Origin of the sequence: Amycolatopsis sp. NPDC089917 (genome assembly GCF_040684635.1) — a bacterium.
Lineage (GTDB): Bacteria > Actinomycetota > Actinomycetes > Mycobacteriales > Pseudonocardiaceae > Amycolatopsis.
Genome location: NZ_JBFBGL010000021.1, coordinates 20388 through 45544, shown reverse-complemented (window position 1 = coordinate 45544; position 25157 = coordinate 20388). Strand labels below are relative to the sequence as shown.

At 67.4% G+C, this 25157-nt stretch carries 23 protein-coding genes and 1 riboswitch; of the genes, 10 read left to right on the top strand and 13 right to left on the bottom strand.

Annotation, left to right across the window (positions count from 1 at the left end):
* Position 1: 1 nt before the first annotated feature.
* From AB0N89_RS17470 to AB0N89_RS17450, 5 genes are all read right to left on the bottom strand, one after another.
* Positions 2 to 1279 carry an aminodeoxychorismate synthase component I gene (locus tag AB0N89_RS17470; RefSeq protein WP_364205472.1) on the bottom strand — a complete coding sequence of 426 codons (1278 nt, stop codon included), beginning with the start codon at positions 1277 to 1279 and terminating at the stop codon, positions 2 to 4.
* 108 nt (positions 1280 to 1387) lie between these two features.
* Entirely contained in the window at positions 1388 to 2002 is a 615-nt protein-coding gene (locus AB0N89_RS17465) for a GH25 family lysozyme (protein ID WP_364205608.1), read from the bottom strand.
* Positions 2003 to 2095: 93 nt separating this feature from the next.
* Complete coding sequence (locus tag AB0N89_RS17460) at positions 2096 to 2860, bottom strand: ABC transporter permease (protein WP_364205470.1); 765 nt, start codon at positions 2858 to 2860, stop codon at positions 2096 to 2098.
* Positions 2850 to 3860, bottom strand: coding sequence for an ATP-binding cassette domain-containing protein (locus tag AB0N89_RS17455; protein ID WP_364205468.1), 1011 nt, complete (start codon positions 3858 to 3860; stop codon positions 2850 to 2852). Before AB0N89_RS17455 ends, AB0N89_RS17460 begins: the two co-directional genes overlap by 11 nt.
* 88 nt (positions 3861 to 3948) lie before the next feature.
* Entirely contained in the window at positions 3949 to 4542 is a 594-nt protein-coding gene (locus AB0N89_RS17450) for a PadR family transcriptional regulator (RefSeq protein WP_364205467.1), read from the bottom strand.
* Positions 4543 to 4604: 62 nt separating this feature from the next.
* Between AB0N89_RS17450 and metG the strand changes: the two genes are divergently transcribed.
* The 3 genes from metG (at position 4605) to AB0N89_RS17435 (ending at position 9035) form a co-directional block, all read left to right on the top strand.
* Entirely contained in the window at positions 4605 to 6398 is a 1794-nt protein-coding gene (gene metG, locus AB0N89_RS17445) for a methionine--tRNA ligase (RefSeq protein WP_364205465.1), read from the top strand.
* A 7-nt stretch (positions 6399 to 6405) separates the two neighbouring features.
* Positions 6406 to 7242: a TatD family hydrolase gene (locus AB0N89_RS17440; protein WP_364205463.1), complete on the top strand. Its 837-nt coding sequence runs from the start codon at positions 6406 to 6408 to the stop codon at positions 7240 to 7242.
* Positions 7243 to 7655: 413 nt separating this feature from the next.
* Positions 7656 to 9035: a transglycosylase family protein gene (locus AB0N89_RS17435; RefSeq protein WP_364205606.1), complete on the top strand. Its 1380-nt coding sequence runs from the start codon at positions 7656 to 7658 to the stop codon at positions 9033 to 9035.
* A 60-nt stretch (positions 9036 to 9095) separates the two neighbouring features.
* On the opposite strand, the gene AB0N89_RS17430 is transcribed toward AB0N89_RS17435, so the two are convergent.
* Positions 9096 to 10121 (bottom strand): DUF222 domain-containing protein, encoded by a 1026-nt coding sequence (locus tag AB0N89_RS17430; RefSeq protein WP_364205462.1) that lies wholly within the window; start codon positions 10119 to 10121, stop codon positions 9096 to 9098.
* Between the two features lie 191 nt (positions 10122 to 10312).
* On the opposite strand from AB0N89_RS17430, the gene rsmA reads away from it, so the two are divergent.
* The 5 genes from rsmA to AB0N89_RS17405 all read left to right on the top strand — a co-directional run bounded on the left by rsmA (position 10313) and on the right by AB0N89_RS17405 (position 17383).
* Positions 10313 to 11149, top strand: coding sequence for a 16S rRNA (adenine(1518)-N(6)/adenine(1519)-N(6))-dimethyltransferase RsmA (gene rsmA / locus AB0N89_RS17425; protein WP_364205460.1), 837 nt, complete (start codon positions 10313 to 10315; stop codon positions 11147 to 11149).
* Between the two features lie 247 nt (positions 11150 to 11396).
* Positions 11397 to 11487, top strand: a riboswitch (SAM riboswitch).
* Positions 11488 to 11700: 213 nt separating this feature from the next.
* Positions 11701 to 12711, top strand: coding sequence for an ATP-binding cassette domain-containing protein (locus tag AB0N89_RS17420; RefSeq protein WP_364205458.1), 1011 nt, complete (start codon positions 11701 to 11703; stop codon positions 12709 to 12711).
* Between the two features lie 122 nt (positions 12712 to 12833).
* Complete coding sequence (locus AB0N89_RS17415; RefSeq protein ID WP_364205456.1) at positions 12834 to 13799, top strand: 4-(cytidine 5'-diphospho)-2-C-methyl-D-erythritol kinase; 966 nt, start codon at positions 12834 to 12836, stop codon at positions 13797 to 13799.
* Positions 13800 to 13867: 68 nt separating this feature from the next.
* The gene (locus tag AB0N89_RS17410; RefSeq protein WP_364205454.1) at positions 13868 to 15640 is read left to right on the top strand and encodes an ABC-F family ATP-binding cassette domain-containing protein; all 1773 of its coding nucleotides are present in this window, start codon (positions 13868 to 13870) and stop codon (positions 15638 to 15640) included.
* Positions 15641 to 15691: 51 nt separating this feature from the next.
* Positions 15692 to 17383 (top strand): fatty acyl-AMP ligase, encoded by a 1692-nt coding sequence (locus tag AB0N89_RS17405; protein WP_364205452.1) that lies wholly within the window; start codon positions 15692 to 15694, stop codon positions 17381 to 17383.
* Positions 17384 to 17445: 62 nt separating this feature from the next.
* Here AB0N89_RS17405 and AB0N89_RS17400 read toward each other — a convergent pair whose 3' ends face one another.
* The 4 genes from AB0N89_RS17400 to AB0N89_RS17385 form a co-directional block, all read right to left on the bottom strand.
* On the bottom strand, positions 17446 to 17775 hold the full coding sequence (locus AB0N89_RS17400) for a DivIVA domain-containing protein (protein WP_364205451.1): 330 nt from the start codon (positions 17773 to 17775) through the stop codon (positions 17446 to 17448).
* Positions 17775 to 18134: a DivIVA domain-containing protein gene (locus AB0N89_RS17395; protein WP_364205449.1), complete on the bottom strand. Its 360-nt coding sequence runs from the start codon at positions 18132 to 18134 to the stop codon at positions 17775 to 17777. The genes AB0N89_RS17400 and AB0N89_RS17395 overlap by 1 nt, the downstream gene beginning before the upstream one ends.
* A gap of 159 nt (positions 18135 to 18293) precedes the next feature.
* Positions 18294 to 18890, bottom strand: a complete 597-nt coding sequence (pth, locus tag AB0N89_RS17390) for an aminoacyl-tRNA hydrolase (RefSeq protein ID WP_364205447.1) — start codon at positions 18888 to 18890, stop codon at positions 18294 to 18296.
* A gap of 10 nt (positions 18891 to 18900) precedes the next feature.
* The gene (locus AB0N89_RS17385) at positions 18901 to 19512 is read right to left on the bottom strand and encodes a 50S ribosomal protein L25/general stress protein Ctc (RefSeq protein WP_364205445.1); all 612 of its coding nucleotides are present in this window, start codon (positions 19510 to 19512) and stop codon (positions 18901 to 18903) included.
* Positions 19513 to 19852: 340 nt separating this feature from the next.
* Between AB0N89_RS17385 and AB0N89_RS17380 the strand changes: the two genes are divergently transcribed.
* Positions 19853 to 20974 (top strand): hypothetical protein, encoded by a 1122-nt coding sequence (locus AB0N89_RS17380; RefSeq protein ID WP_364205443.1) that lies wholly within the window; start codon positions 19853 to 19855, stop codon positions 20972 to 20974.
* 96 nt (positions 20975 to 21070) lie between these two features.
* Positions 21071 to 21688, top strand: coding sequence for an NAD(P)H-binding protein (locus tag AB0N89_RS17375; protein WP_364205441.1), 618 nt, complete (start codon positions 21071 to 21073; stop codon positions 21686 to 21688).
* Here the strand turns inward: AB0N89_RS17375 and AB0N89_RS17370 are convergent.
* The 3 genes from AB0N89_RS17370 to glmU form a co-directional block, all read right to left on the bottom strand.
* The gene (locus AB0N89_RS17370) at positions 21682 to 22551 is read right to left on the bottom strand and encodes a TIGR03621 family F420-dependent LLM class oxidoreductase (protein ID WP_364205439.1); all 870 of its coding nucleotides are present in this window, start codon (positions 22549 to 22551) and stop codon (positions 21682 to 21684) included. The genes AB0N89_RS17375 and AB0N89_RS17370 overlap by 7 nt on opposite strands.
* A 128-nt stretch (positions 22552 to 22679) precedes the next feature.
* A complete protein-coding gene (locus tag AB0N89_RS17365; RefSeq protein ID WP_005155717.1) occupies positions 22680 to 23660 on the bottom strand; it encodes a ribose-phosphate diphosphokinase in 981 nt (326 codons plus the stop codon).
* Positions 23657 to 25144 (bottom strand): bifunctional UDP-N-acetylglucosamine diphosphorylase/glucosamine-1-phosphate N-acetyltransferase GlmU, encoded by a 1488-nt coding sequence (gene glmU, locus AB0N89_RS17360; RefSeq protein WP_364205437.1) that lies wholly within the window; start codon positions 25142 to 25144, stop codon positions 23657 to 23659. The genes AB0N89_RS17365 and glmU overlap by 4 nt, the downstream gene beginning before the upstream one ends.
* Positions 25145 to 25157 lie beyond the last annotated feature (13 nt).

Sequence of the window (25157 nt, the reverse complement as noted above, 5' to 3'; positions counted from 1 at the left end):
TTCAGCCGAGCAGACGCTCCAGCGGAGCGGATTTGTGCAGGCATTCCTGCCATTCCGCTTCGCTGTCGGAGTCGGCGGTGATCCCGCCGCCGACTCCCAGTGCGATCTCGCCGTCGTGGATTTCGAAGGTTCTGATCGCGACGTTCAGTTCCAGCCCCGAGATCGGCGACGCGAGCCCGATCGCGCCTGTGTAGACACCACGCGCCGTGGGCTCCAGTTCGGCGATCAGATCCAGCGCCCGGATCTTCGGCGCGCCCGTCACCGAACCCGGCGGGAACGTGGCCGCGAGCAGGGCCGCGTCGTCGACGCCCTCGGCGAGCGATCCCTCCACAGTGGACTCCAGATGCCAGACCCCGGGAGCGGGCCGGACCGCGAGAAGCTCGGGGACGCGCACACTGCCGGTGGCGCACACTCGGCCGAGGTCGTTGCGGACGAGATCGGTGATCATCACGTTCTCGGCGACGTCCTTGGTGGATTCCCGCAGTCGTCGCGCGAGATGGTCGTCGGCCGCGTTCCGCCGCGGCAGGGTGCCCTTGATCGGTGTCGAACGCACGTGGCGCCCATTCCGGGCAAGGAAAAGTTCGGGGGAGAACGACACGATCGAGCCCCAGTCGCCGGCGAGGAACGCCGCCCGGCGGGCCCGCAGGCGACGTGTGCCTTCGGCGAACAACGCGATCGGATCGCCTGCGAATCCGCCGCTGAAGCGAGTGCAGATGTTCGCTTGGAACAGCTCGCCGGCTTCGATCGCGTGCACACACGCCTTGACCGCGTCGTAGTGCTCCGACGGAAGCGGCCGCGACAGCGGGCCGGAATTCCAAGCCGTCGCCTCAGGGAGCTCGGCGAGCGCGGATTCCGTCGCGGACACCTCGTCGACCGGATCCGGGGCGTCGTCGGGAACCAGGGCTTCGAACCACCACGAACCGTCCGCGTCCAGCCGCAGCACCCGGTCGACCCAGCCCCAGGCGGCCGGAGGAAGAGCGCCGGAACGGCCTGAGGGATCGGTCAGGTCGTAACCCAGGTAACCGAACCAGCCACCTCCGACGGCGCCCGGCACGGCGTCACGAACGACAGGCATCCGCGTGGGAATCGCGAACGCCTCGGAGACGTCCTGTACAGGAGTCAAGTGAGCGTTCAACGCGATGACCGCGCGCGAGGAAAACCAGTCCCCGCAAAGCGCCGCCGGTGGCGCGAGCCCGAGCGCCTCGGCGCGTACCCCAAGAGCCGCCAGCGCCCGTTCGGGCCCGACGTCCGTACGCAGCCTCCGGCACATCAACCGCACGCGACATTGTCTCCGTCCGGATGGGCGCGAACGCAACCGCGCCCGGCGGAAAGTGAGATCCGCGACCACACGGTGACTTCGCGCACACCCGTCGTCACAGAGCGAGTACTACAGAAGCACGTCCGAGAGAGCGAAGGGATAGACGACGGCGTCTTGGGCGATCGGACCGTCCACACCGGGCAGTCCGGTACCGAAACCGTGCTGGTGCAAGCCCAGCCGCGAGTGGAACCAGCCCGGCCTTCCCGGGATTTCGTTGTGCCGGACCAGCCAGAGCACGACTTCGCTGTCCGCCCACTTGTCCGGGTGCAGGCGATCCGTCCAGCAGTCGAGCCCCGCGTACACCAGGACACGTTCGACGCGCGCCGCGTGCCGGACATGTTTGATCCACGCCTTGATGAACCGGTCGTCGACGCTGGGCGCCTCCACTTCGAGCGCGGGCGCGAGCGAACCGGGTGCGAAGGCGCCGAGCGCGCTCGCCGTCCGCACGAAATGGTCGGCCTGGTCGTGGACCGCGCCCGGGCGCGCGTAATGCCGTGCGCCGGTATGGATACCGACATGCTGCGCGCCGGCCAGATTGCGTTCCGCGGCGGCGTCCCGCCAGTTGGTGTTCTCGCTGACCGTGACCGAGGCGAACCGGATGTCGGCGCCACGCACCGCCGCCCAGTCCGTCACCGTCTCGCGGTGGGACAGGGTGACGCCGTGCTCACCTTCCGGATCGATCAAAGTCACCTGTCCTCGAATATCGCCCCAGCACGCCCGAAAGGTCACCTTACGTCCGCGAGGCGGGCATAAGGCGACCTTTCGGTTCAGCGTGTCTCAGGCGTTTTCGCGCTGGAAGGTCCGCGAACCCCACCAGATGGCCAGGATCGCCATGACCAGCACCACGACGCTCCCGGTGAACAGCGCGTCCATCGAGAAGTCACCGCGGAAACTGTTCCGCTCGACATCCACCACATGCCGGAACGGATTGATCCGGGAAATCGTGTACAGCCAATCCGGCGCCGAGCCCGCGGTGATCGGGATCAGGATTCCGGACAGCAGCAGCAACGGCATGAGAACCGCGTTGAGCAAAGCCGGGAAGGCGTCCTCGCTCTTGAGCATCAGCGCCAGCGCGTACGAGCACGACGCCAACGTGATCGACAGAAGGAAGACGATCACCAGGCTGAGCACGACACCACCGAACGGCGCGTTCAGGTCGAAGACCAGATACGCCAGCGCGATGATGATCAACGCCTGGACGACGGTCTGCAACGCGTTGGCGAGCACCTTGCCCAGCAACAGCGCCACGCGGCTCACCGGCGTGACCCGCATCCGCTCGACCACGCCCGCGCGGAACTCCGCGAGGAGCCCGAACCCGACGAAGGAACTGCCGAACAGCGCGAGCTGGGCGATGATCGCCGGAGTGAAGATCATCCAGCCGTCCACATCGGACATCCCTTGGGCGTTGAGCGCCTTCACCAGAAGCGGCCCGAAGAAGAACAAGTACAGCAACGGCTGCATGATGCCGATCGCGAGCCACGTCGGGTTGCGCAACGCCGCGAGCATGTCCCGGCGGAAGGTCAACCAAGTGTCATGCAACATGCGTGGCCTCCTTCTCCGTCGCGCCGTCGACAGGCGCGCCCTCTTCGGCATCGCGCAGGCTGCGGCCCGTCAGGGTCAGGAAAACGTCGTCGAGCGTCGGCCGGTGCACCTGCATGGACGTCATCGCGATGTCCCGTGCGTCGAGCGCCCTCAGCAGTTCGGGCATCGCGGTGTCCCCACGCGGCACGCGGAACCGCACCGTGCCGTCGGTGACGGTCATCTCGTGCGCCCCTTCGAGGCGGCCCGCGACCTCCGCGGTCTCCGCCGCGGATTCCGGTGAGACCCCGATGACGACGCTGTCGCCGGAAACCCTCGCCTTCAGCGAATCCGGCGTGCCTTCGGCGACGATCTTCCCGTCGTCGATGACGATCAGCCGATCGGAGAGCGCGTCGGCCTCGTCGAGGTAGTGCGTGGTCAAGAAGACCGTGACTCCCTGCTCGTCACGCAGCCTGCGGATGTGGTCCCACAGGTTCGCCCGGCTCTGCGGATCGAGTCCCGTCGACGGCTCGTCCAGGAAGACGAGCCCGGGCGAATGGATCAGCCCGAGCGCGATGTCGAGCCGCCGGCGCTGCCCGCCCGACAGGGTCGCCGTCGTCCGCTGGTCGAGCCCGGCGAGATCCAGCTGTTCGGCGAGGACGGCCCCACGCGCGAGCGCGTCCGCCTTGCTCATCCGGTACAGCCGTCCCTGGAACTCGATCTCCTCGACGACTTTGCTCGCCGGCGCGGTGCCGCCGCCCTGTGCGACGTAGCCGATTCGCCGGCGCACCCCCAGCGGGTCGGCGAGCAGGTCGCAGCCGCCGACCGTCGCTTCACCGGCGGTGGGCTTGAGCAGCGTCGTCAGCATGCGCAGGGTCGTGGTCTTCCCCGCGCCGTTCGGTCCCAGGAAGCCGACCAGTTCCCCGGCCGACACGTCGAGGTCGACGCCCTTGACGGCGTGGACCTCGCCCCCGTTGCGGCCCTTGCGGCGGAAGCGCCGCTCAAGGCCGCGTGCCTTGATCATGTCTACTCCTTTCCGTGGCCAACTATTCAAACTTGACTAGTTGGCTGGACGCACTGTGCCCTAGGAGTCGTTCCGTAGTCAAATTTGATTACTTGGGCGGTGCGCCGAACACCGCTTCGTCGTCGCTTTCGCCCGCCATCACGTACTCGCCTGCTTCGAGGCGGCCGATCAGATCCCGCATCCACGACACGTTGGCGTCCGCGTGCGCGCTCCATAGTCGGTACAGCTCGCTCACATGCGGCGGCTTCCCCAGATCGACGGCGTGTTCGCGCGCGTAGTGGGTCGACTGGGCGTGCGCTTCCATATTCGCCAACTGCTGTTTCAGCAGGGACAGCACCTGCGGGCGAGGCAGGGTCGGCATGAAAGTGACCGCCGCCGACAGCGAGTACCCGGTCGCGTCGTCGCTCGACAACGCCCTGCCGAGCTGCACGACGAACTCGGTCTCACCGTCCTCGGTCAGCCTGTACGCGGTCCTGTCTGGCCCGCTGCCCGTTTCGGCGTCCTCGACCTGTTCGAGAAGGCCTTCGGCCGTCATCTTCTTCAACGCGTGATAGATCGAACCCGGCTGGACGTTGCCCCACTTGTCGGCCGCCCACGAGAGAAGCTCGCGCCGGACCTGGTAGCCGTGGGCCTTCCCGTACATGCGCACGACACCCAGTACCAGCAGACGCGTGGCGGACACCGAGGCCTCCGTTCCTCTCCCGGACAACAATGCCTTGGACGACGTCCGTAGGCTAAACAAGCATGAGCACCCCAGTGTTGACTGCGGTGGCCTGGCCCTACGCCAACGGCCCCCGCCACATCGGCCACGTGTCCGGATTCGGCGTCCCGTCCGACGTCTTCTCCCGCTACCAGCGAATGGCCGGCAACCGGGTGCTCATGGTGTCCGGTACCGACGAACACGGCACCCCGATCACCGTCCAGGCCGACAACGAAGGCCTCACCTCCCAGCAGACGGCCGACAAGTACACCCGTCAGATCGGCCAGGACCTGCAGGGACTCGGTCTCACCTACGACCTGTTCACCCGCACCACCACGGGTAACCACGCCGACGTCACGCAGCAGATCTTCCTCGCGCTGCACCGCAACGGCTACGTCGTCCCCAAGACGACCCGGGGCGCGATCAGCCCCTCGACCGGCCGCACGCTGCCTGACCGGTACATCGAGGGCACGTGCCCGATCTGCGGCTACGACGGCGCGCGCGGCGACCAGTGCGACAACTGCGGCAATCAGCTCGACGCGGCCGAGCTGATCAACCCGAAGTCCCGGATCAACGGTGAAACGCCGAAATTCGTCGAGACCGAGCACTATTTCCTCGACCTGACCGCGTTCGTCGGGACCCTGGGCAAATGGCTGTCCAGCAAGACCGACTGGCGCCCGAACGTCCTCAACTTCACGAAGAACCTGATCGACGACATGCGGCCGCGGCCGATCACCCGCGACCTCGACTGGGGCGTGAAGATCCCGCTGGACGGCTGGCGCGATCAGCCGCTCAAGCGCTTCTACGTCTGGTTCGACGCGGTCATCGGTTACTTCTCGGCGAGCGTCGAGTGGGCACGCCGCTCCGGTAACCCGGAAGCCTGGCAGGAGTGGTGGAACAACCCGGACGCCCGCTCCTACTACTTCATGGGCAAGGACAACATCACCTTCCACGCCCAGATCTGGCCCGCCCTGCTGTTCGGCCACAACGGCGAGGGTGACCGAGGCGGCGTGCCCGGCAAGTACGGCAAGCTGCACCTGCCCGACGAGATCGTTTCCAGCGAGTTCCTCACCATGAGCGGCTCGAAGTTCTCGACTTCGCGCGGAACGGTCATCTACGTCCACGACTTCCTTCGCGAGTTCGGCCCGGACACCCTGCGGTACTTTATCTCGGTCGCGGGTCCCGAAACCCAGGACACCGACTTCACCTGGGACGAGTTCGTCCGCCGGACCAACTTCGAGCTGGCCAACGAGTGGGGCAACCTCGTCAACCGGTCCATCTCGATGGCCCACAAGAACGTCGGCGCCATCCCGCGGCCCGACGCCCCCATGGCCGCGGACGAGGAGCTCAAGGAGCTTTCCCGCAAGGCGTTCGACACCGCCGGCGCCCACCTGCAGCGGTCCCGGTTCAAGGCGGCGGCGAGCGAGGCCATGCGCGTCGTCACCGCCGCGAACCGGTATCTCTCGGATCAGGAGCCCTGGAAGCTCAAGGACGACCCCGCCCGCCGCGACAGCGTTCTGCACACCGCTCTCCAGGTCGTGTCGGACGCCAACACGCTGCTGACCCCCTTCCTGCCCCACTCGGCGCAGAAGGTGCACGAGGCGCTCGGCGGCACCGGCGTCTGGGCGGCCCAGCCCGAGCTGAAGGAAGTCGAAGACCTCGACATCCCCGGCCGGATCAACCCCATCATCACCGGGGACTACGAGACCGAGAAGGCGCGCTGGAAGTCCGTGCCGATCGAGGTCGGCAAGCCGCTGGAGAAGCCGACCCCGCTGTTCGCCAAGCTGGACCCGGAACTCGGCGAGACCGGTCCCGAATGGGCGCCGATCTCGAAATGATCAGCTGATGGGTGCGGAGAAGAAGGAACCGCCGCCGATCCCGGACAGGCTTCCGGTTTCGGTGGTGGACGCGCACACCCACCTCGACGCGTGCGGCGCGGTCACCGCGGCTGATGTGACAGCCATGGTCGATCGCGCCGAACGCGCCGGTGTTTCCCGGGTGATCACCGTCGCGGACGATCTCACGGCCGCCCGCTGGGCCGCGCAAGCGTCCACTTGGGACCCGCGGGTCTGGGCCGCCGTCGCGATCCATCCCACACGCACCAAGGATTTCGGCGAGGACGAGAAATCCGAAGTGGAGAGTCTCGCGAAGGAGTCCAGAGTGGTCGCTGTCGGCGAGACCGGTCTCGACTACTACTGGGACTACTCGCCCCACGACGCCCAGCAGGACGCCTTCCGGTGGCACATCGATCTCGCCAAGCGGATCGGGAAGCCATTGATGATCCACGATCGAGACGCCCACGATGACGTTCTCCGGATCCTCGAAGAAGAAGGCGCGCCCGAACAGGTCGTCTTCCACTGTTTCTCGGGGGACGAACTCGTCGCCCGTCGCTGCATCGACGCGGGATACGTGCTTTCGTTCGCCGGGACGGTCAGTTTCCGCAACGCCCGCGGTCTCCACGAAGCGGCCAGGCTCGTTCCGGCGGACCAATACCTCGTCGAAACGGACGCGCCCTTCCTGACTCCGCACCCGTTCCGTGGGCGCCCCAACGAGCCCTACTGCGCCGCCTACACCGTTCGTCACATCGCCTCGCTCAGAGGCGAGGCGGTCCACGAGGTGGCGGAAGCGGTGCGAGTGACCGCTGAGCGGGTCTTCCGTTTGCCGACAGTCACCGCCGGTTGAACGGACTGCGACATTAGTGATCATCAATGGTCCACTCTGATGAGTGACCAACGTCACGACACTCCGGGGGGTGTTTGCGCAACCCGGCGAGGTTCGTTACTGTCCCGTGATCGTGCCGGTCGGTGCCCGTTCATACGGTCTCCGGCTGTTACGCCCACAGTCACGTCAGTGCACGTCGGGGAAGCGGAACCGGGAGCGGTACGGCCTGGAACCGTGACGATGGCGCTGGCTGCGGGTGTCGGACTTCTAGAGGTGTGCCGAAGTGCGCATCGAGACGAAGGACGTAGTGGAGCGGTAGTCGAGCTCTTCGACGTCTTGGGAAAGGGAACGACCCAGTGACTGGTAGCAGTAGGCAGGATGGCTCGCGCCTCGGCGCAGAGACGAACACCTTCGCTTCCGCCGGTTCGGTTGCCGTGCTCGACCGCGACACTCAGTACGGCGAGCTGGACTACTCCGACGACCCGCGCATCACGCAGCAGGACGTCCTCGCCGCGCTCGGCCCCGACGCCGACACCCTGATGGCCGAGATCGACGTCGACGTCGACGAGCTGATCCGCCTCATCAGCGCCGAGACCACCATGCTCCCGCCGATCGTCATTCCGGACGAGATGGCCGAGGACCGCACCGCGGGCGCGCCGATGAAGGCCGCGACCAAGGACGAGGTCATCTCCAGCGCGACCCGCGTCTGGAAGAAGCGGTTCCTCAAGGGAACCGTCATGGCGGTGCTGCTCACCCTCGGTGGCGGCGGCGCGGCCGCGATGGCGATGAACAAGAGCGTCACGCTCGACATCGACGGCAAGCAGCAGACCGTCCACAGCTTCGGCGACACGGTCGGCGAGGTCCTCGAGGACGCCGGCCTCTCGGTCGGCGCGCACGACTCGCTCTCGCCCTCGCCGCAGGCCGAGGTCGGCGACGGCGGCGTCATCAAGCTGGAGCGCGGTCGCAAGCTGAACCTGATCGTCGACGGCGCGCCGCAGCAGGAGTCCTGGGTCCGCGCCACCAACCTCGGCGAGGCCCTGAACCAGCTCGGCCGTTCCGATCTCGCGAAGTCCGGCACCTGGACCTCGATGCCGCAGAACGGCGAGCTCCCGCTCGACGGCACCACCGTCGAGGTCAAGACCCTCAAGAACGTCACCGTCTTCGACGGCGCGAACGAACCGCACAAGGTTCAGACCAACTCGGTCACCACCAAGGAATTCCTCGGTGAGCTCCGGATGACCCTCGGCCCGGACGACGAGGCCGTCGGTGGCCTCGACGTCAAGCTGGTCGACGGCGCCGAGGTCCACATCAGCCGGACCGGCGTCACCATGGTCAAGCAGAACGAGGAAATCGCTCCGCCTGAGCAGAAGGTCGACGACCCGGACCTCGAAAAGGGCAAGACCAAGGTCGAGGACCCGGGCACCCCGGGCCAGAAGACCGTGACCTACAAGGTCACCAAGCGCAACGGCAAAGAGGTCGGCCGCGAGAAGGTCTCGGAAGAGGTCATCACCGAGGCCAAGCCCAAGATCACCAAGGTCGGCACGAAGAAGCCCGCCGACCCGGTCATCGGTGACGCCGGCGCCTGGGACCGGATCGCGCAGTGCGAGTCGACCGGCAACTGGGCCGCCAACACCGGCAACGGCTACTACGGTGGCCTGCAGTTCAACAAGAGCACCTGGGACGCCTACGGCGGCGACCAGTACGCCGCGTACCCGCACCAGGCCAGCAAGGCCCAGCAGATCGCCGTCGCCGAGAAGGTCCGCGACTCCCGTGGTGGCTACGGCGCTTGGCCGCACTGCGGCAAGAAGGCCTGACGTCGGCTAAGTCCTCCTTTCCTGAAGGTCATCGTGTGGGTTCCGCCCGCATGGTGGCCTTCAGGCCGTTAAGGGCTTCTGAGGTCGTTGGGCGTGGGTCTCGGCTCTCGGTTTGGACAGCCGCGCCCACCAGCGTGTGGGCCGCCTGCGGGCCACGTTCTGGGATTGCCCGGCCACGGCGGTCTCTCGAACGCCGTCATCGCCGCTGCGCGGGCGTGGGTGGCTCTTCGGCCGCACTGGGGTGGTCTTGGGGCCGCCTTCGGGTTTCTTGACCGGCTGTGTGGACTGAGGCCGCTCCGAGCCCTGTTCCGGGGCCTGGCGGGGCAAGGGGACGTCCGGTCCGCTCTCCGCGAGATCGACGATCTCGGTGAAGGCGTCACCGCGTCTCTCCGCCGGTGTGCGCACGTCGGCTTCCCCGTTCAGGGATGGGTAGGCCCGTGGCACCAGAAGCGCGTTCAGGCGGGCGCCTGTCTCCGGATCGAGGTTGCCGCGCATATCCCAACGGCCGGTTCGTTTCTGGCGCAACCAGAATTCGCTTCGCTCGCGTTTCGGAGCGGGGTCCTCGCCGGCGCTGCCATCCGGGTCGTGCTGTGCGAGCAGGTCTGTTCCGGCCACGGTGATGTCGCGCGGTCTCGCGACGCTGGCGAGATCGACGAGGTCCTTCTCGGCCTCGAGCCGTGCTTCCACGGCGACGTGATCGGGCAGCCTCCTCATGACGGTGACGATCCGGTCGATGCCGGCTTCGGCCAGCACGCCGGTGGCGGCTGTGACTCCGGTCAAAGGCGCGACGGGTTGAGTCGATGTTCCGTCGCGCGCACGTCTCGAGTTGAGCGCCAGCGCCCGGCTGGTCACCTTCTGCGCCTCCGCTCTGGGAACTCGAGCCACATGCTCGTAGAAGACGGCGGTCGAGTTGTATCCGTAGAGCTCCCGGACACCACGTGACTCGATCTCGGCCAGGATCTGGCCGACTTCGGCGGCGAGACGCCGCCCTTCGCGTAGCCGGGTCTGCAATTCGTCGAGAAGCAGATCGGCGTCACCTTCCGGCAGATTGAGCGGGAAGGTCTTGGGGGTGTTTGTGCTGGTCATCCCTCGATTGTCGGGCCAGATTCGAACTAGTGCACGGTATCGATCAGGTGAATGATCATTACGCTCCGGCGGCTCGAATCCGCGCCCATCACCCGTGAGTGGAACGGATGCGGATCGGGTTCGCCGGAAGGATGACGGGGGCGAATCGCGGCCGCCAGCCGAGGCCCGAGGGGCCTGGCTACGATCGTCGGGTGACTGAACTGCTCGGGCCTGCGGAGATCAGGGCGCTGGCGGCCGAGCTGGACGTGCGTCCGACCAAGAAGCTCGGCCAGAATTTCGTGCACGACCCCAATACGGTGCGCCGCATCGTCGACCTTTCGGGGATCGGTGAAGGTGACGTCGTGCTGGAAGTCGGGCCGGGTCTCGGCTCGCTGACCCTCGGGATGCTCGCGACCGGAGCCGAGGTCGTCGCGGTCGAAATCGATCTCGTGCTGGCCGGACGGCTGCCGAACACCGCGGCCGAACGAGGCGGGGCCGAAAGGCTCACGGTCGTCGGGGCGGACGCTCTGCGGATCACGGCGGACGACTTGCCCTCGCAGCCGACCGCGCTCGTCGCGAACCTGCCGTACAACGTCGCCGTGCCCGTCGTGCTTCACCTGCTGGCCGAGTTGCCGTCGCTGACCAGCGGTCTCGTAATGGTCCAGACCGAGGTCGCGGACCGTATGGCGGCCGGCCCGGGAAGCCGGACTTATGGCGTGCCCAGCGTCAAGCTGGCGTGGTACGGCAAGGCGCGCAAGGTCGCCGCGGTGCCCCGTGCGGTCTTCTGGCCTGTTCCGAACGTGGATTCCGCGCTGGTCGCTTTCGAGCGTGGCGACGTGGTGTCGTCCGTGGAGCGCGAGCGGTTGTTCGCGGTGGTCGATGCCGCCTTCTCGCAGCGTCGGAAGACTCTGCGTGCGGCGTTGGCGTCATGGGCGGGTTCCGCCGAACGGGCGGGGGAGTTGCTCGAAAAGGCGGGTATCGACCCCAAAACCCGTGGAGAGCAGTTGGATGTCCATCAGTTCGCCCGGATCGCCGCCGCGGCAGGCTGACCATCTGTCGCAGGTGTGACCGGCGCCGCGTGAGCGCGGTGCCGGTGGATGTCAGCACGACTGCGTAACCCTCTCCTGGATCTGCATGATCCACATCTGTCTTCGCAGGCAGCGGCCTCGCCGTAGCACGAATGCGTCCGCCTTTGTCTCAAAATATGGACAGCTCATCCTGTATGATGGACGCGACCAGACGTGTGATCTGCGCCTACGCGCTTGCTTTCATCCAGTGGGATCGGTTTTACTCAGTGAGCCATCCCGAGCGACTGAGAGACCTGGCTCGCCGAAGTCGCAGCAACCACCCTCCACAGGGCAGGTGCTACAGCCAGGACCGATGGAGGCTGTGCCTAATGAACAGGGTCACCCACCCGCTCCTGCTGACCAGGCGACGTGTCGTCGATGAAGGTCGCCGCACGGTAAGTGCGTGTCGACGCTCCACCGTTACTGCCTGAGTCTCTTTTCCCTTACCTCTGAAACCCGTCCGCTCAGGACGGTCACTCGGTGACGGTTGGCGCGCTCGAAAGAAGCAGCGCCCCATTTGCATGGAGCCTTTCGTGATCACTGTCGAAAACCTGTCCAAGTCCTTTCCCCTCAACGGAAATCCCGTCGTCGCCCTGCGCGACGTGAGCGTGGACATCCAGGCGGGCTCGCTGTTCGGAGTCGTCGGTCCGGCCGGCTCGGGCAAGTCGACCCTCGCTCGTTGCATCGGGCTCCAGGAGCGCCCCGACCGGGGTGTCGTCCGCCTCGACGGCCTCAACACCGGAACCCTCGACGGTCGCCGTCTGCGCGAGATCCGCCGCCAGGTCGGTGTCGTGAGCACCAAGCCGGAGCTGCTCGCCGAGCGCACCATCGCCGGCAACATCGCGTCGCCGCTCGAGCAGCTCGGCCTCGACGGACCGCAGCGCCGCAACCGGGTCGGCAACCTGCTCGACCTGGTCGGGCTCACCCCACGAGCCGGGCAGCGACCGGGCGAACTGTCCGAGGGGCAGCTGCGCCGAGTGGCCATCGCCAAGGCCTTGGCCGCCGGGCCGTCCGTGCTTTTGGCCGACGACCCGACCTCGGGTGTGCAGCCCGAAGAGTCCGGCGCGGTCCTGACCGTGCTCGACCGGGCGCGTGCCGAGCTCGGGGTCACCGTGCTGCTCACCACTCCCGACGCCGGCGTCGTCCGTCGTGTGTGCGACGACGTCGCGGTCCTCGAGGCCGGGGCGGTCATCGAACGCGGATCGGTGCTCGACCTGATCTCCGACCCGAACAGCCGGACCGCGCAGGCGCTGCTGCCCACGATCGAGACCGGCCGGGCGCAGGCCTCGAAGTACGACCGCGCGGTGGACGTCGTGCTCGTCGGTTTCGCTTCGGTCGGCGCGCTGCTGCCCGAGGCAGCCGGTCGCTTCGACGTCGAACTCGCCACCATCGGGGGCGGCCTGACCCGGATCGGCGACACGCCGGTCGGCCGGTTCCGCCTCGGTGTGCGTGGTGAGCGCGCGGACGCCGCCCTCGCCTGGATCGCCGAACGCGGCGGCCACGTGACCCACCCGGTCCGCGGACCGCAGGGCGTCGCAGCCTGATTTCTCCGAGAATGGGCCGCTCAGGACGAAATCCGTCCGGGGCGGCCCGTTCGTGTCTGACTCGACCTGTTCTCTTTTCTCCTGGTGACAGCGTAAGTGGAGCGGCCACGTAGGCTTGAGTCGTGCTCGCCGTCGTACCGCCCCCAGTAACCGTCCGGGTTCCCGCCAAGGTCAACTTGCACTTGGCGGTCGGTGACGTACGCCCGGACGGCTACCACGAGCTGGTGACCGTGTTCCAGGCGCTTTCCCTGACCGATGAGGTGACCGTCGCGGCCACCGAAGACCCCGGTGTCGAGGTCTATGGCGAGGGCGAAGGCTCCGTGCCGACAGGGGCCAACAATCTCGCCTGGAGGGCGGCACAGGCCCTGGCGGCCCACGTCGGCAAGGCGGACGGTGAGTCCAAGGTCCGGGTGGTGCTTCGCAAGGGCATCCCGGTAGCGGGCGGGATGGCCGGTGGCAGTGCGGACGCGGCCGCGACGCTGGTAGGACTCGCGTCGCTTTGGAAACTCGACATCTCCCGGGACGAACTGGCGGGTATCGCCGCGAAGCTCGGCAGTGACGTTCCTTTCGCGCTCTACGGTGGGACCGCGTTGGGCACCGGTCGGGGCGAGCAGCTCGTCCCGGTCCTGTCGCGGCACACGTTCCATTGGGTTCTCGCCTTCGATCAGCGTGGTCTTTCGACGCCGCGGGTGTTCGGGGAACTGGACAGATTGCGGGAAGAGGGCGATCCGCCGCGGATCGGTTCGCACACTCCGGTGGTCGAGGCGCTGGCGTCCGGTGACCCGCGCCAGCTGGCGCTGCTACTCGGCAACGACCTGCAGGCGGCCGCTGTTTCGTTGCGTCCGGGACTGCGACGCACGTTGCGAGCGGGAGTCAACGCGGGTGCGCTCGCCGGCGCCGTGTCCGGGTCCGGGCCGACCTGCGCCTTCCTGTGCGCGGACGCCCAGTCGGCCGTCGAGGTCGCCGCGGAGTTGTCCGGGGCGGGGGTCTGTCGCACGGTTCGCGTCGCGCACGGGCCCGTTCCCGGGGCTCGGCTGGTAGGCGGGGACGACACGCCGCGCCCGGCGCCGCCTCGGGTGCACGCGTGAGGGTGTCCGAAAAGGACATCGACCAATTCGTTGTGGTGCAAGCTTTTTGGGAAAGGATCGGCTGAGGCATGGCCAACTTGGTCAACCTGGAGTCGGTGAGCAAGTCCTTCGGGGTGCGCCCGCTGCTCGACGGTGTTTCGCTCGGTGTGGCGGAGGGGCAGCGCATCGGCGTCGTCGGTCTCAACGGGGGCGGGAAGACGACGCTGCTGGAGGTCCTCGCTGGGATCAGCGAGCCCGATACGGGCCGAGTGAGTCAAGTCCGTGGTTTGCGGATGGCCGTCGTCACTCAGCGGACCGAGCTCCCGGACGGCAGCACGGTGGGCGATGTCGTGCTGGAGCGCTACGGCGCGGAGCACGAGTGGGCCGCTGACGCGCGTGTCAGGTCCATTATGGACGGCCTGGGGGTCACTGCTCTGGGCCTCGACAAGGCGACGGCGAACCTGTCCGGTGGCGAACGCCGCCGGGTGGCGCTGGCGGCCGCTCTCACCGGTGAGCTGGACCTCGTGGTCCTCGACGAGCCGACCAACCATCTCGACGTCGAAGGTGTGCGCTGGCTCGCGGATCACCTGCTCAACCGCAAGATCGCGGTCGTGGTCGTCACCCACGACCGGTGGTTCCTCGACACGGTCGCGAGTTTGACCTGGGAAGTGACCAACGGTCGTGTCGAGCAGTACGAAGGTGGCTACGCGGACTGGATCTTCGCGCGGGCCGAGCGAGCGCGGCTGGCGGCTACAGCCGAAGAGAAGCGACAGAACCTGGCGCGCAAGGAACTCGCGTGGCTGCGTCGCGGTCCGCAGGCCAGGACATCGAAGCCGCGCTACCGCGTCGAGGCTGCGGAGGCCTTGATCTCCGACGTGCCGGAGCCGCGTGATTCGGTCGAACTGCAGGCGTTCGCCCGTCGGCGGCTGGGCAAGACCGTGCTGGAGGTCGAAGACGCCACGTTGACCGTCGGCGACCGCACCCTGCTCGATCACGTCACCTGGCGGATCGGACCCGGTGACCGGATCGGCCTGGTCGGCGTAAACGGGTCGGGCAAGACGACGCTGCTCAAGCTGCTCGGCGGAGACAAGGACCCCGAGACGGGACGACGCATCCAGGGCAAGACGGTCAGCCTCGCGCATCTGCGGCAGGAGCTCGATGATCTGCCGGGTGACCTACGCGTGCTCCAGGCGATCGAAGAGGTCTCGGGACGGGTCGTGTTCGGCAAGCAGGAGCTTTCCGCTTCGCAGCTGGCTGAAAAGCTCGGGTTCCCCCAGGCGAGGCAGTGGACGCCGGTCGAGGATCTTTCCGGTGGTGAGCGACGCCGTCTGCAGCTGTGCCGACTCCTGATGGCCGAGCCCAACGTGCTGCTGCTCGACGAACCGACGAACGACCTCGACATCGACACCTTGCAGCAGCTGGAGGATCTGCTCGATTCGTGGCCGGGCAGCCTCGTCGTCGTTTCGCACGACCGGTACCTGGTGGAACGCGTCTGCGACACCATCGTCGCCTTGTTCGGGGACGGGCAGGTGACCCATCTGCCGGGCGGCATCGACGAATACCTGGATCGGCGCGCCAAGAGCCTCGAGAAGGCTGGTGGAGACCGGAAGCCGGCTGGCGGGCAGGCCTCGGCGCCCAAGAAGAGCGCCGCGGAACAGCGGGCGGCGCAGAAGGAACTGTCCCGTCTTGAACGCAAGCTCGACCAGCTGCACGCCAAGGAAGAGACGCTGCACGCGGCGCTGCTCGCCGCGGCGACCGACCCGACGAAGCTCATCGAGCTCAACACCGAGCTGAAGGCCGTCGAGACGGAGAAGGAGGAGGTCGAGGCCCAATGGCTTGAGACCTCCGAAGCGATCGAATGAGTTCACTCGACGGCGAGCGGATCTTTCAGCGCGGACAGTAATGTGACGCGCATGAGTCGGTTCGTGGACACGCTCGTCGCCACCGCGGCGGGGCGAGGTCAGCAGCGGGGAATGGTCACCGGGGAGCCCAAGGAGCCGGTTCGGCGTACCTGGGCCGAGATTCACGAGCAGGCGAAGCAGGTCGCCGGAGGCCTGGTGACGGCCGGGCTCGAGCCCGGCAAGGCCGTGGCGGTCTTGGCGGCGGCGCCGTCGCTGATCGCGCCGACGGTGCAGGCGGTGTGGCTCGCCGGTGGCAGCGTGACGATGCTGCACCAGCCGACCCAGCGCACCGACCTCGCCGAATGGGCTGAGGACACCGTTCGCGTGCTGCGGATGATCGGATCCGGTCTGGTCCTGCTCGGTGAGCCTTTCGACCAGCTGGGGCCGGTGCTCACCGAGCACGGCATCGCCTTCCAGGTGATCACCGAACTGCTCGAGGCCGAGCCGCTGGCCGAGCCCGTGCCGACGGCCGAGGCCGACACCGCGCTCCTGCAGCTGACCAGTGGGTCGACAGCCGATCCGAAGGCCGTGCGGATCACCTACGGCAACCTGTATTCGAACGTCAAGGCGATGGTCGAACGCGCCGAGTTCGATTTCGACGTCGACGTGATGGTTTCGTGGCTGCCCACCTTCCACGACATGGGGATGGTCGGCTTCCTGACGGTCCCGATGACGTTCGGCGTCGAACTCGTCAAGATCACGCCGCTCGAGTTCCTGTCGGGACCGTTGATCTGGCCGCAGCTGATCAGCAAGTACAACGGCACGACCACGGCCGCGCCGAACTTCGCGTACGCGATCGTGGGCAGGCGGATGGCCCGTGTCGAGGACGACGAGGCGTACGACCTCTCGAAGCTGCGGATCGCGCTGAACGGCGCCGAGCCGATCGACGAAACGGCCGTGCAGACTTTCGTCGAGGCCGGGTCACGGTTCAAGATGCCCGCCGAATGCGTCTTCCCGGCTTACGGAATGGCGGAGGCGACGCTCGCGGTTTCGTTCGCGCCGTTGTTCACCGGGCTGACCCTGGACGTCGTCGAAGCCGACGCACTGGAGGCGGACAACCGCGCGGTGCCGGTCCCCGAGGACGACCCGCGGCGCGGAACCGACGAAGTCCGGTCCTTCGCGGTGCTCGGACCGCCGCTCGACGGGCTCGAAGCGGAGATCGTCGACGACAAGGGCACGGTGCTCGGAGAGCGTGAGGTCGGGGAGATCCGGTTGCGCGGCGAGGCCGTGACGCCGGGGTACTTGACCATGGACGGCCCGCTCGCGACGCAGGACGAGAACGGCTGGCTGCTCACCGGAGACCTCGGTTACCTGGTGGACGGCATGATCGTGATCTGTGGCCGTCGCAAGGACGTCATCATCATGGGCGGCCGGAACCTGTACCCGACCGATATCGAACGGGCGGCCACCTCGGTCGAGGGCGTCCGGGCGGGGAACGCCGTGGCCGTGCGAATCGACGCCGGCAGCCGCCGGGAACGGTTCGCCGTCGTCGTCGAATCCAAACTCGCCGGGGATCCGGAAACGGAGAAAGCGCTGGCGAAAGAGGTCGCGGCCAAGGTGCGCGGCGCGGTCGACATGCGGCCTTTCGCGGTGGTGGTGCTCCCGGCGGGAAGCCTGCCCAAGACGCCCTCGGGCAAGGTGAAGCGGGCCGCGACCGCCACCCAGTTCGCGGACAAGATCGCCAAGAACGCGGCGAACAGCTGATACGAAAGTGCCGGGCCCGCTGGTAACGCGGGCCCGGCACTTTTCGCGGCACCTCCCGTGGGTCAGCGGCGTCGCCAGAGCGGCTTACGGGTGTGGGTGTGTTCCAAAGCGGGCGCGATGTAGTAGTCGGCGGACGTGGAGAGCCCGGCCAGCGTGCCCTCCACGTCCCGGAGGAAAGCGTCGACGGCTGCCGGGTCGTAGCCTCGCTTCGAGAGCGGTGCCTTGGCGAAAGCGATGTTGTGGACGTCCGAAACGGACAGGTCGTCGTCGCCGTCGAGGGTCGCGGCCACCCGTTCGAGGAAGGCGTCGACCGCGGGCTCGTGATAGCCCCGGGCACCGATCGGTGCCCGGTCGAACTGCCGGGTTCTCGCTTCGAACGCGGTGATCGGCACTAGCGCTCCCGCAGGAAATCGACGGGAGCGCGGTCCGGAACGGAGCGCTCGGCGGTCGCCTGGTCCTCTTCACGCGCGCCGGGCACGCTGAGCACCTGCTGGCCGGTCCGGTGGGCAAGCTGCTCTTCTATCTTGTCGAGGAACTCGTCGACTTCGCGTTCGTCGTAGCCGCGCTTCCCGATCAGCGGACGCGAGAACATGACGTGGTGGACCTCGGCGGCCGTCAGGTCGTCCCGGTCCGCGATCGTGTCCGCGATCCGTTCCAGGAACGCGTCGACCTCGTGCTTGGCGTATCCGCGTCGCCCGATCGGGGCGTTCGGGAAAGTGGCGCCGGTGATGTCTTCGGCCGTAAACGACATGAAACTCTCTCCGGTTTCGGTGGGGAATGCGATCTCCGCATTCCGTCCTAACGGGTTTGAGAGTTCCCCGGAAGAGCTCGCGCTATTCCACGACTCGATCAGGGGCGTGGTGGAACGCCTTCGAGTGACGAGCTGTAACGCACCGCCATGTGAGCGGGTTCACCCAGCGTGGAAGGTGTTCTGAGCTGCGGCGAGGCCGGTGCTGATAAGCGCTTCAACGGCGTCGGCGCAACGATCGATCTCGAAAGCGAGCTCTTTGCGTTCGACCGTCGAGAAATCTTTCAGCACGAAATCCGCCGGGTCCTGCCGTCCCGGAGGGCGGCCGACGCCGAAACGGACACGGTAGTAGTCCTTCGTGCCCAGGGATTTGGTGATCGAGCGGAGACCGTTGTGGCCGTTGTCGCCGCCGCCCAGTTTCATCTTGAGCGCGCCGAAATCGACGTCCAGCTCGTCGTGGACGACCACGACACCGGCCGGAGGGATCTTGTAGAACCGGGCCGCGCCCACGACCGGACCGCCCGAGAGGTTCATGTACGAGCGCGGTTTGACCAGGACCACCCGCTGTCCCGCGAGCCTGCCTTCGAGGACTTCGGCGCCGCTCTTGTGGGCCTTGAACTTGCCGCCGACGCGGTCGGCGAGTTCGTCGAGCACCATGAAGCCGACGTTGTGCCGGTTGCCCGCGTACTGGGGGCCTGGATTGCCGAGGCCGGCGAGCAGGATCTGCTCGCCGGCCCCGGGAAGTACTGCTTCAGTCACACGAGTGACTTTATTCGGCGTCCTCGGCGGGGGCCTCAGCCGCCTCGTCAGCGCCCTCTTCACCCTCGAGCGAAGCCTCGGACGGCGCCTCGTTGACGGCGACGACCAGCGCCTCGGCGTCGGTGACCAGGGTGGCGCCCTTCGGCAGGGTGACCTGCGAGGCGAGGATCTGGGTGCCGGCTTCGACGCCCTCGACCGAGACCTCGACCTGCTCCGGGATGTGCAGCGCCTCGACCTCGACCTGGAGGGAGTCCAGGTCGGTGGTGACCAGGGTGCCCGGGCCGGCGGTGCCGGTGACGACGACCGGGACGTCGACGGTGACCTTCTCGCCGCGGCGGACGACCAGCAGGTCGACGTGCTCGATGTAGTTCTTCAGCGGGTGCACGACGATGGTCTTCGTCAGCGCCAGCTCGCTCTTGCCGTCGAGGTCGAGGCTGATGACGGCGTTGCTGCCGTTCTCACGCACGACGCGGGCGAACTCGATGGCGGGCAGGGCGTAGTGGCGCGGGTCCGAGCCGTGCCCGTACAGCACCGCGGGGATCTTGCCCGCGCGACGCGTGCGGCGCGCGGCACCCTTGCCGAATTCGGTGCGGGGCTCGACGGACAGGCTTACCTCGGACACGGTGTAGCACTCCTTCAATTCACCAACATGTTCAGCGAAAGCATGCTGAGGTGGGGATGGTTCGGGGCGGTTCTGGTGTTCGGCGGCGAATTCCACAGGCGTGCTCGACAGCGTGTGGCCACTCAAGCCGCCGCGTCGATCACGTCGGGCACCAGGTGCTCACGGAACCCGCCTCGCCGAGACCGGGAAAGTGTAGACCAACGGGTCGCGCGAGGGTCCCGCCGGGTGGCTCGTTCAGGTGACAAGTCGGTGACAGCTGCTTCGGGGACCCGCGGATGCGGTGGTGCGCGACCCCTTTTCTAAGGTGTGATCTCCTCGCACGCGAGACGAAGGGGGCGGCATGCCGGCACGACGGTTGAGGATCGGCGCGATCGCCGCCCTGTGCTGCCTTGTGGCCGGTTGCGATGTCGAGATCGACGGGGCGGCGGGGATCTCGCCCGCCGAGCAGCAGCGGGTGGATCGGCGCGATGAACAGCGAGGCGCTGTCGAGAGCGCGTTGAAGGAGCTTGAGCAGGCTCCCGCCGTTGTCTACAAGTCGACAATCAAGGATGCCTCCGGCAACCCCTCCGAATTGCAGTTCCGGATCACCCGTAACGGCAGCGCGCAGGGCGCCCTGCCGGTCGACGGCCAGACCATCCAGATCATTTCGGCCGACAAGCAGCTGTACCTCTCGGCGACGCCGGAGTACTGGAAGGCGCACGGGCTCGGCAACAGCGAGCAGTACGGCACCAACTGGGTCCGCACCGACAGCTCGGACCTGCCGGTGAACGCCGTCGAGGTGCTCAACCCGCGCAAGGCCGCGTCGACCCTCCGGACCGCGGTGTCCGCGATGAACCGGCTGACCGATCCGGTCCGGTCGAAGCTGCCGGACGGGACCGAGGTCTACGACGTCGGCAGCGGACTTGGGACGCTGCGGGTGACCACGGCGGCGCCTCACCGCGTCGTCAGTTTCGCGCCTGCCCTCGTCGACGCGGCCGGCGGCAAGACGCTCGGCGCCGAAATGCGGGTCGAACCACTCGCCGGGGACTCGCTCAAGAAACTCCAGACCGATCTGGACGGGGCGGTCGGCGGGGTCGGGCAGCCGTTCGACGCGCTCACCCAGGTCAGTGTCAGCGTGGTCGGCGACAAACTGGACTGCACGGACTTCGTCGGGACCTGCCGGGCGACCATCGACGTCGCCAACACCGTCATCGGCGGGGTGAACGGGACACCCGTGCACCTGACGCTGACCGTCGACTTCTCCGCCCAATCGCTCGGAGCGCAGAGCTGCACGGCGGACGCGAACGCGGCGCCGGACACCACGACGAGCATGTCCTGCGAGGTCAAGTTCAAACTGCCGAATCGGAACGCCAGCTACCAGGTGCAGGCGAAGCCGGTGGCCCGTGGCGAGGTCCGGGTCCCGGTCGACGTGAACGGCCTCCGCGAAAAGCTCAAGTCCGAGTTCGCCACGCTGGGTGGCTGACCTGCACGCTCACCCACGGGTGCGTTACATACGTTGAAGTAGTCGATCTTGCGTTCCTAGCATCGGTGTCGTCGCCGATGAACAAGGGAGAACGTGATGGCTAAGTTGGTTGTGTTCGGAGGAACCGGGTACGCGGGCGGGAAGATCGCCGCGGAAGCGCGTAGCCGTGGTCACGAGGTCCTGGCGGTGTCGAGGAACGCAGAAGGCGAGGGGACCAAAGCGGGGTCGCTCTACGACGAGGCCTTCCTCGCCGAGGCCGCCAAGGGCGCCGACGTCCTGGTCATCGCCGTTCACGGGCAGAGCGGTCTGCTCGACGCGGTGCCCTCGATCGCCCGGGTCGCGAAGGACAACGGCGCGCGGATCGGCGTGGTCGGCGGCGCGGGCAGCCTGCGCGTGGCCGAGGACGGCCCGCGGCTGATCGACACCCCCGGATTCCCGGATGAGTACAAGGGTGAGGCGGGAGCGCACGCCGAGGTGCTGGAAGCGTTCCGGAAGCTTCCCGAGGACGTCGACTGGTTCTACCTCAGCCCTGCCGCCGAGTTCGGCGCGTGGGCCGAGGGGGAGCGGACCGGTGAGTTCCGGCTCGGCGGTGACGTGCTCCTGACCGACGAGAACGGTGGATCGAAGATCAGCGGCGCCGACTACGCGATCGCGTTCGTCGACGAGATCGACAAGCCGGAGCGCCGCCGCCGGCGTTTCTGCGTCGCTTACTGACCGGACAGTTCCTTCACGATCGGCGCGAACGTTTCCAGCATCGGCTGGAACACGGTGATGTAGGAGAAGCCGTACCGTTCGCGGCGTTCCTGGAGTTGGCGGACGATCTCGTCGACGGTTCCGAAAAGCAACTGCGGCGTTTCGAGCAATTTGTCCACGTCGAGGCCGTCCGGATCCTCCTCATGCCAGGCCGCGGCGGCCGCGCGCCGGTCGTCCGTGACGACGACCCGCTGGACGAGCATGTTCGATTCGGGATCCCGGCCGTTCGCCTGTGAGCGGAAGAAGGCCACGCGTTCGTCCATGCGCTCGGCGTCGTCGAGCTGAAACGTGCCCGGAGACTTCCCCGGCGCCTGGCGAAGGCCCGAGAAGCCGGTGATGTCGGCTTTCCGGGCGGCGAGGGAGAGCACGCCGTCGCTGTTGCCCGCGAGGAGCAACGGCGGAGGCGTGATCCCTTCGTCCGCTAAATGTTCGCGCAGGTGATCAAGGCTCTTGGCGAGGTACTCGATGCGCTTCTCGGCCGGGGTCCACGGCAGGCCGGCCTCGTCGAATTCCGATTTCATGTGGCCGGAGCCGAGGCCGAGGTCCAGCCGGTCGCCCGTCATCTTCACCGTCGTGGCGACCTCGCGTGCGAAGAGCGCGAAGTTGTAGAAGGGCACGTTGGAGACGAGAGTCCCGACGCGCGGCCGCCGGGTCACGGCGGCGGCCATGGTCAGTGCCGGAAAGGGCGCGTTCCGTCCTGTCCCGAGATGGTCGGGAACGGAAATGACGTCGTAGCCGAGGGCCTCGACACGGAGACATTTCGCGACCCAGTCTTCGCGGTTCTCGGCGCCCCACAGGTTCACGCCGAACTTGAATTTCCCCATGAACGGAACCTAGCCACGCCGGGTGACCCGGCGCGCGCTGTTTCGCGGGCAGCCGAAAACGAAGCAAGGGACCTTTGCTGCCACTCTCCGAGAGAGAGTGACAGCAAAGGTCCCTTGCTTCGCTGAGATCAGGCGTTGCCGTCGAAGAGGGACGTGACCGACCCGTCCTCGAAGACCTGCTGGATAGCCTGCGCCAGCAGCGGCGCGATGGACAGCACGGTCAGCCCGGGGAACCGCTTCTCCTCGGGGATCGGCAGCGTGTTGGTGACGATCACCTCGCGCGCCTTGCAGTTCGACAGCCGCTCGGTGGCGGGGTCGGACAGGATGCCGTGCGTCGAGGCGATGACGACGTCGGACGCGCCTTCGTCGAGCAGGGCCTCGGTGGCCTTCACGATCGTGCCGCCGGTGTCGATCATGTCGTCGATCAGCACGCACAGCTGACCGCGGACCTTGCCGACGACGCGGTTGGCGACGGCCTGGTTCGGCTTGTCCGGGTCGCGGGTCTTGTGGATGAAGGCGATCGGCCGGTCACCCAGCTGCGCCGCCCACTTCTCGGCCAGCCGCACGCGGCCCGAGTCCGGCGAGACGACGGTGATGTTCTCGTCCTGGTAGGTCTTGTTGATGTGCGCGGCCAGCACGTTCTGCGCGAGCAGGTGGTCGACGGGACCGTCGAAGAAGCCCTGGATCTGCGCGGTGTGCAGGTCGACCGTCATGATCCGGTCGGCGCCCGCGGTCTTGAACAGGTCCGCGATCAGCCGCGCGGAGATCGGCTCGCGGCCCTTGTGCTTCTTGTCCTGCCGCGCGTACGGGTAGAACGGCATGATCACGGTGATCCGCTTGGCGCTCGCGCGCTTGAGCGCGTCCACCATGATCAGCTGCTCCATCACCCACTCGTTGATGGGCGCCGGGTGGCTCTGGATCACGAACGCGTCGGTCCCGCGCACCGACTCGTTGAACCGGACGAAGATCTCCCCGTTGGCGAAGTTGTGCGCGGTCTGCGGGACCACCGACACGTTGAGGTGCTTGGCCACCTCCTCCGCGAGTTCCGGGTGGGCGCGCCCGGAGAAGAGCATCAGGTTCTTCTTCGGTGTTCCGGACTTCGAGCTCATGCTGGCGACTCCCCGTCGTTTCCCTTGGCTGAATCGGACACAACGGTGGTGTCCTGCTTCGCGGCGGAAGCTGCTTCCGCCGCGGGTGTTCCCGGCCTGCGCCGGGTCACCCAGTCTTCGATGTTGCGCTGCGGCCCGGTGGACACGGCGAGCGCGCCCGGAGGCACGTCTTGCCTGATCACGGTGCCTGCCCCACTGTAGGCGCCGTCGCCGATGATCACCGGGGCGACGAACGTGTTGTCCGCGCCGAGCCGCACATGGGAGCCGATCGTGGTGTGGTGCTTGTTCACGCCGTCGTAGTTGACGAAGACGCTGGAGCAGCCGATGTTGCTGTTCTCGCCGATGGTCGCGTCACCGACGTAGGTGAGGTGCGGAACCTTCGTCCCGGCGCCGATGTCCGCGTTCTTCGTCTCGACGAAAGCGCCGAGCTTGCCCTTGGTCCCCAGCTTCGTTCCGGGACGCAGGTAGGTGAACGGGCCGACCTTCACGCCGTCGCCCAGTTCTGAATCGGAACCGTGCGTCCGCACCACCGACGCGCCCGCGCCGACGGAGACGTTCTCCAACGTGCTGTCCGGGCCGACCTGCGCGCCCTCGCCGACCGACGTCGAACCCTTCAGCTGCACGCCGGGCTCGATGACGACGTCGCGCGACAAGGTCACGCCCGCGTCGATCCAGGTGCTCGCTGGATCGACGACGGTGACGCCCGCCCGCTGCCAGCCGCGGACGATCCGGCGGTTCAGTTCGGCGCCGAGGACGGAGAGCTGGACACGGTCGTTGACACCCTCGGTCACCCAAGGGTCGTCGATGACCAGCGCGCCGACGCCCTTGCCGTCGCCGCGGGCGATGCCCAGGACGTCGGTGAGGTAGAGCTCGCCTTGCGCGTTGTCGGTCGAAAGCTTCGAAAGCCCGTCGACCAGCACGGAAGCGTCGAAGGCGTAGACGCCGGAGTTGATTTCGGCGATTTCGTGCTGTTCGGGGGTGGCGTCCTTCTGCTCGACGATCGAGGTGACGACGCCGTTTTCGTCGCGGATGATCCGGCCGTAACCGGTCGGATTCTCGACGACCGCCGTCAGCACGGTGACCGCGTTGCCGGTGGAGGTGTGCTCGGCGACCAGGGAAGCGAGCGTTTCGGTGTCGAGCAGCGGGACGTCGCCGTAGCTGACGACGACGGTGCCGGTCAGCCCGTCGGGCAGCGCCGAAAGCGCGCACGACACCGCGTGCCCGGTGCCCTTCTGTTCCTCTTGGACCGCCGTGACGACCTCGCGCTCGAGAGCTTCCCCGACCTTCGCCAGCCGCGCGCCGACCGAGTCGCGGCCGTGGCCGATCACCACGACCAGGTGTTCCGGGCTCAGCCCCGCGGCCGCCCGGACCGCGTGCTCGACCAAGGGACGGCCGGCGATCGGGTGCAGCACCTTCGGGGTGGACGAGCGCATACGGGTGCCCTCACCCGCGGCGAGGATCAACGTGCTCAGCGGGCCGGTCACGGCACTCCCAACA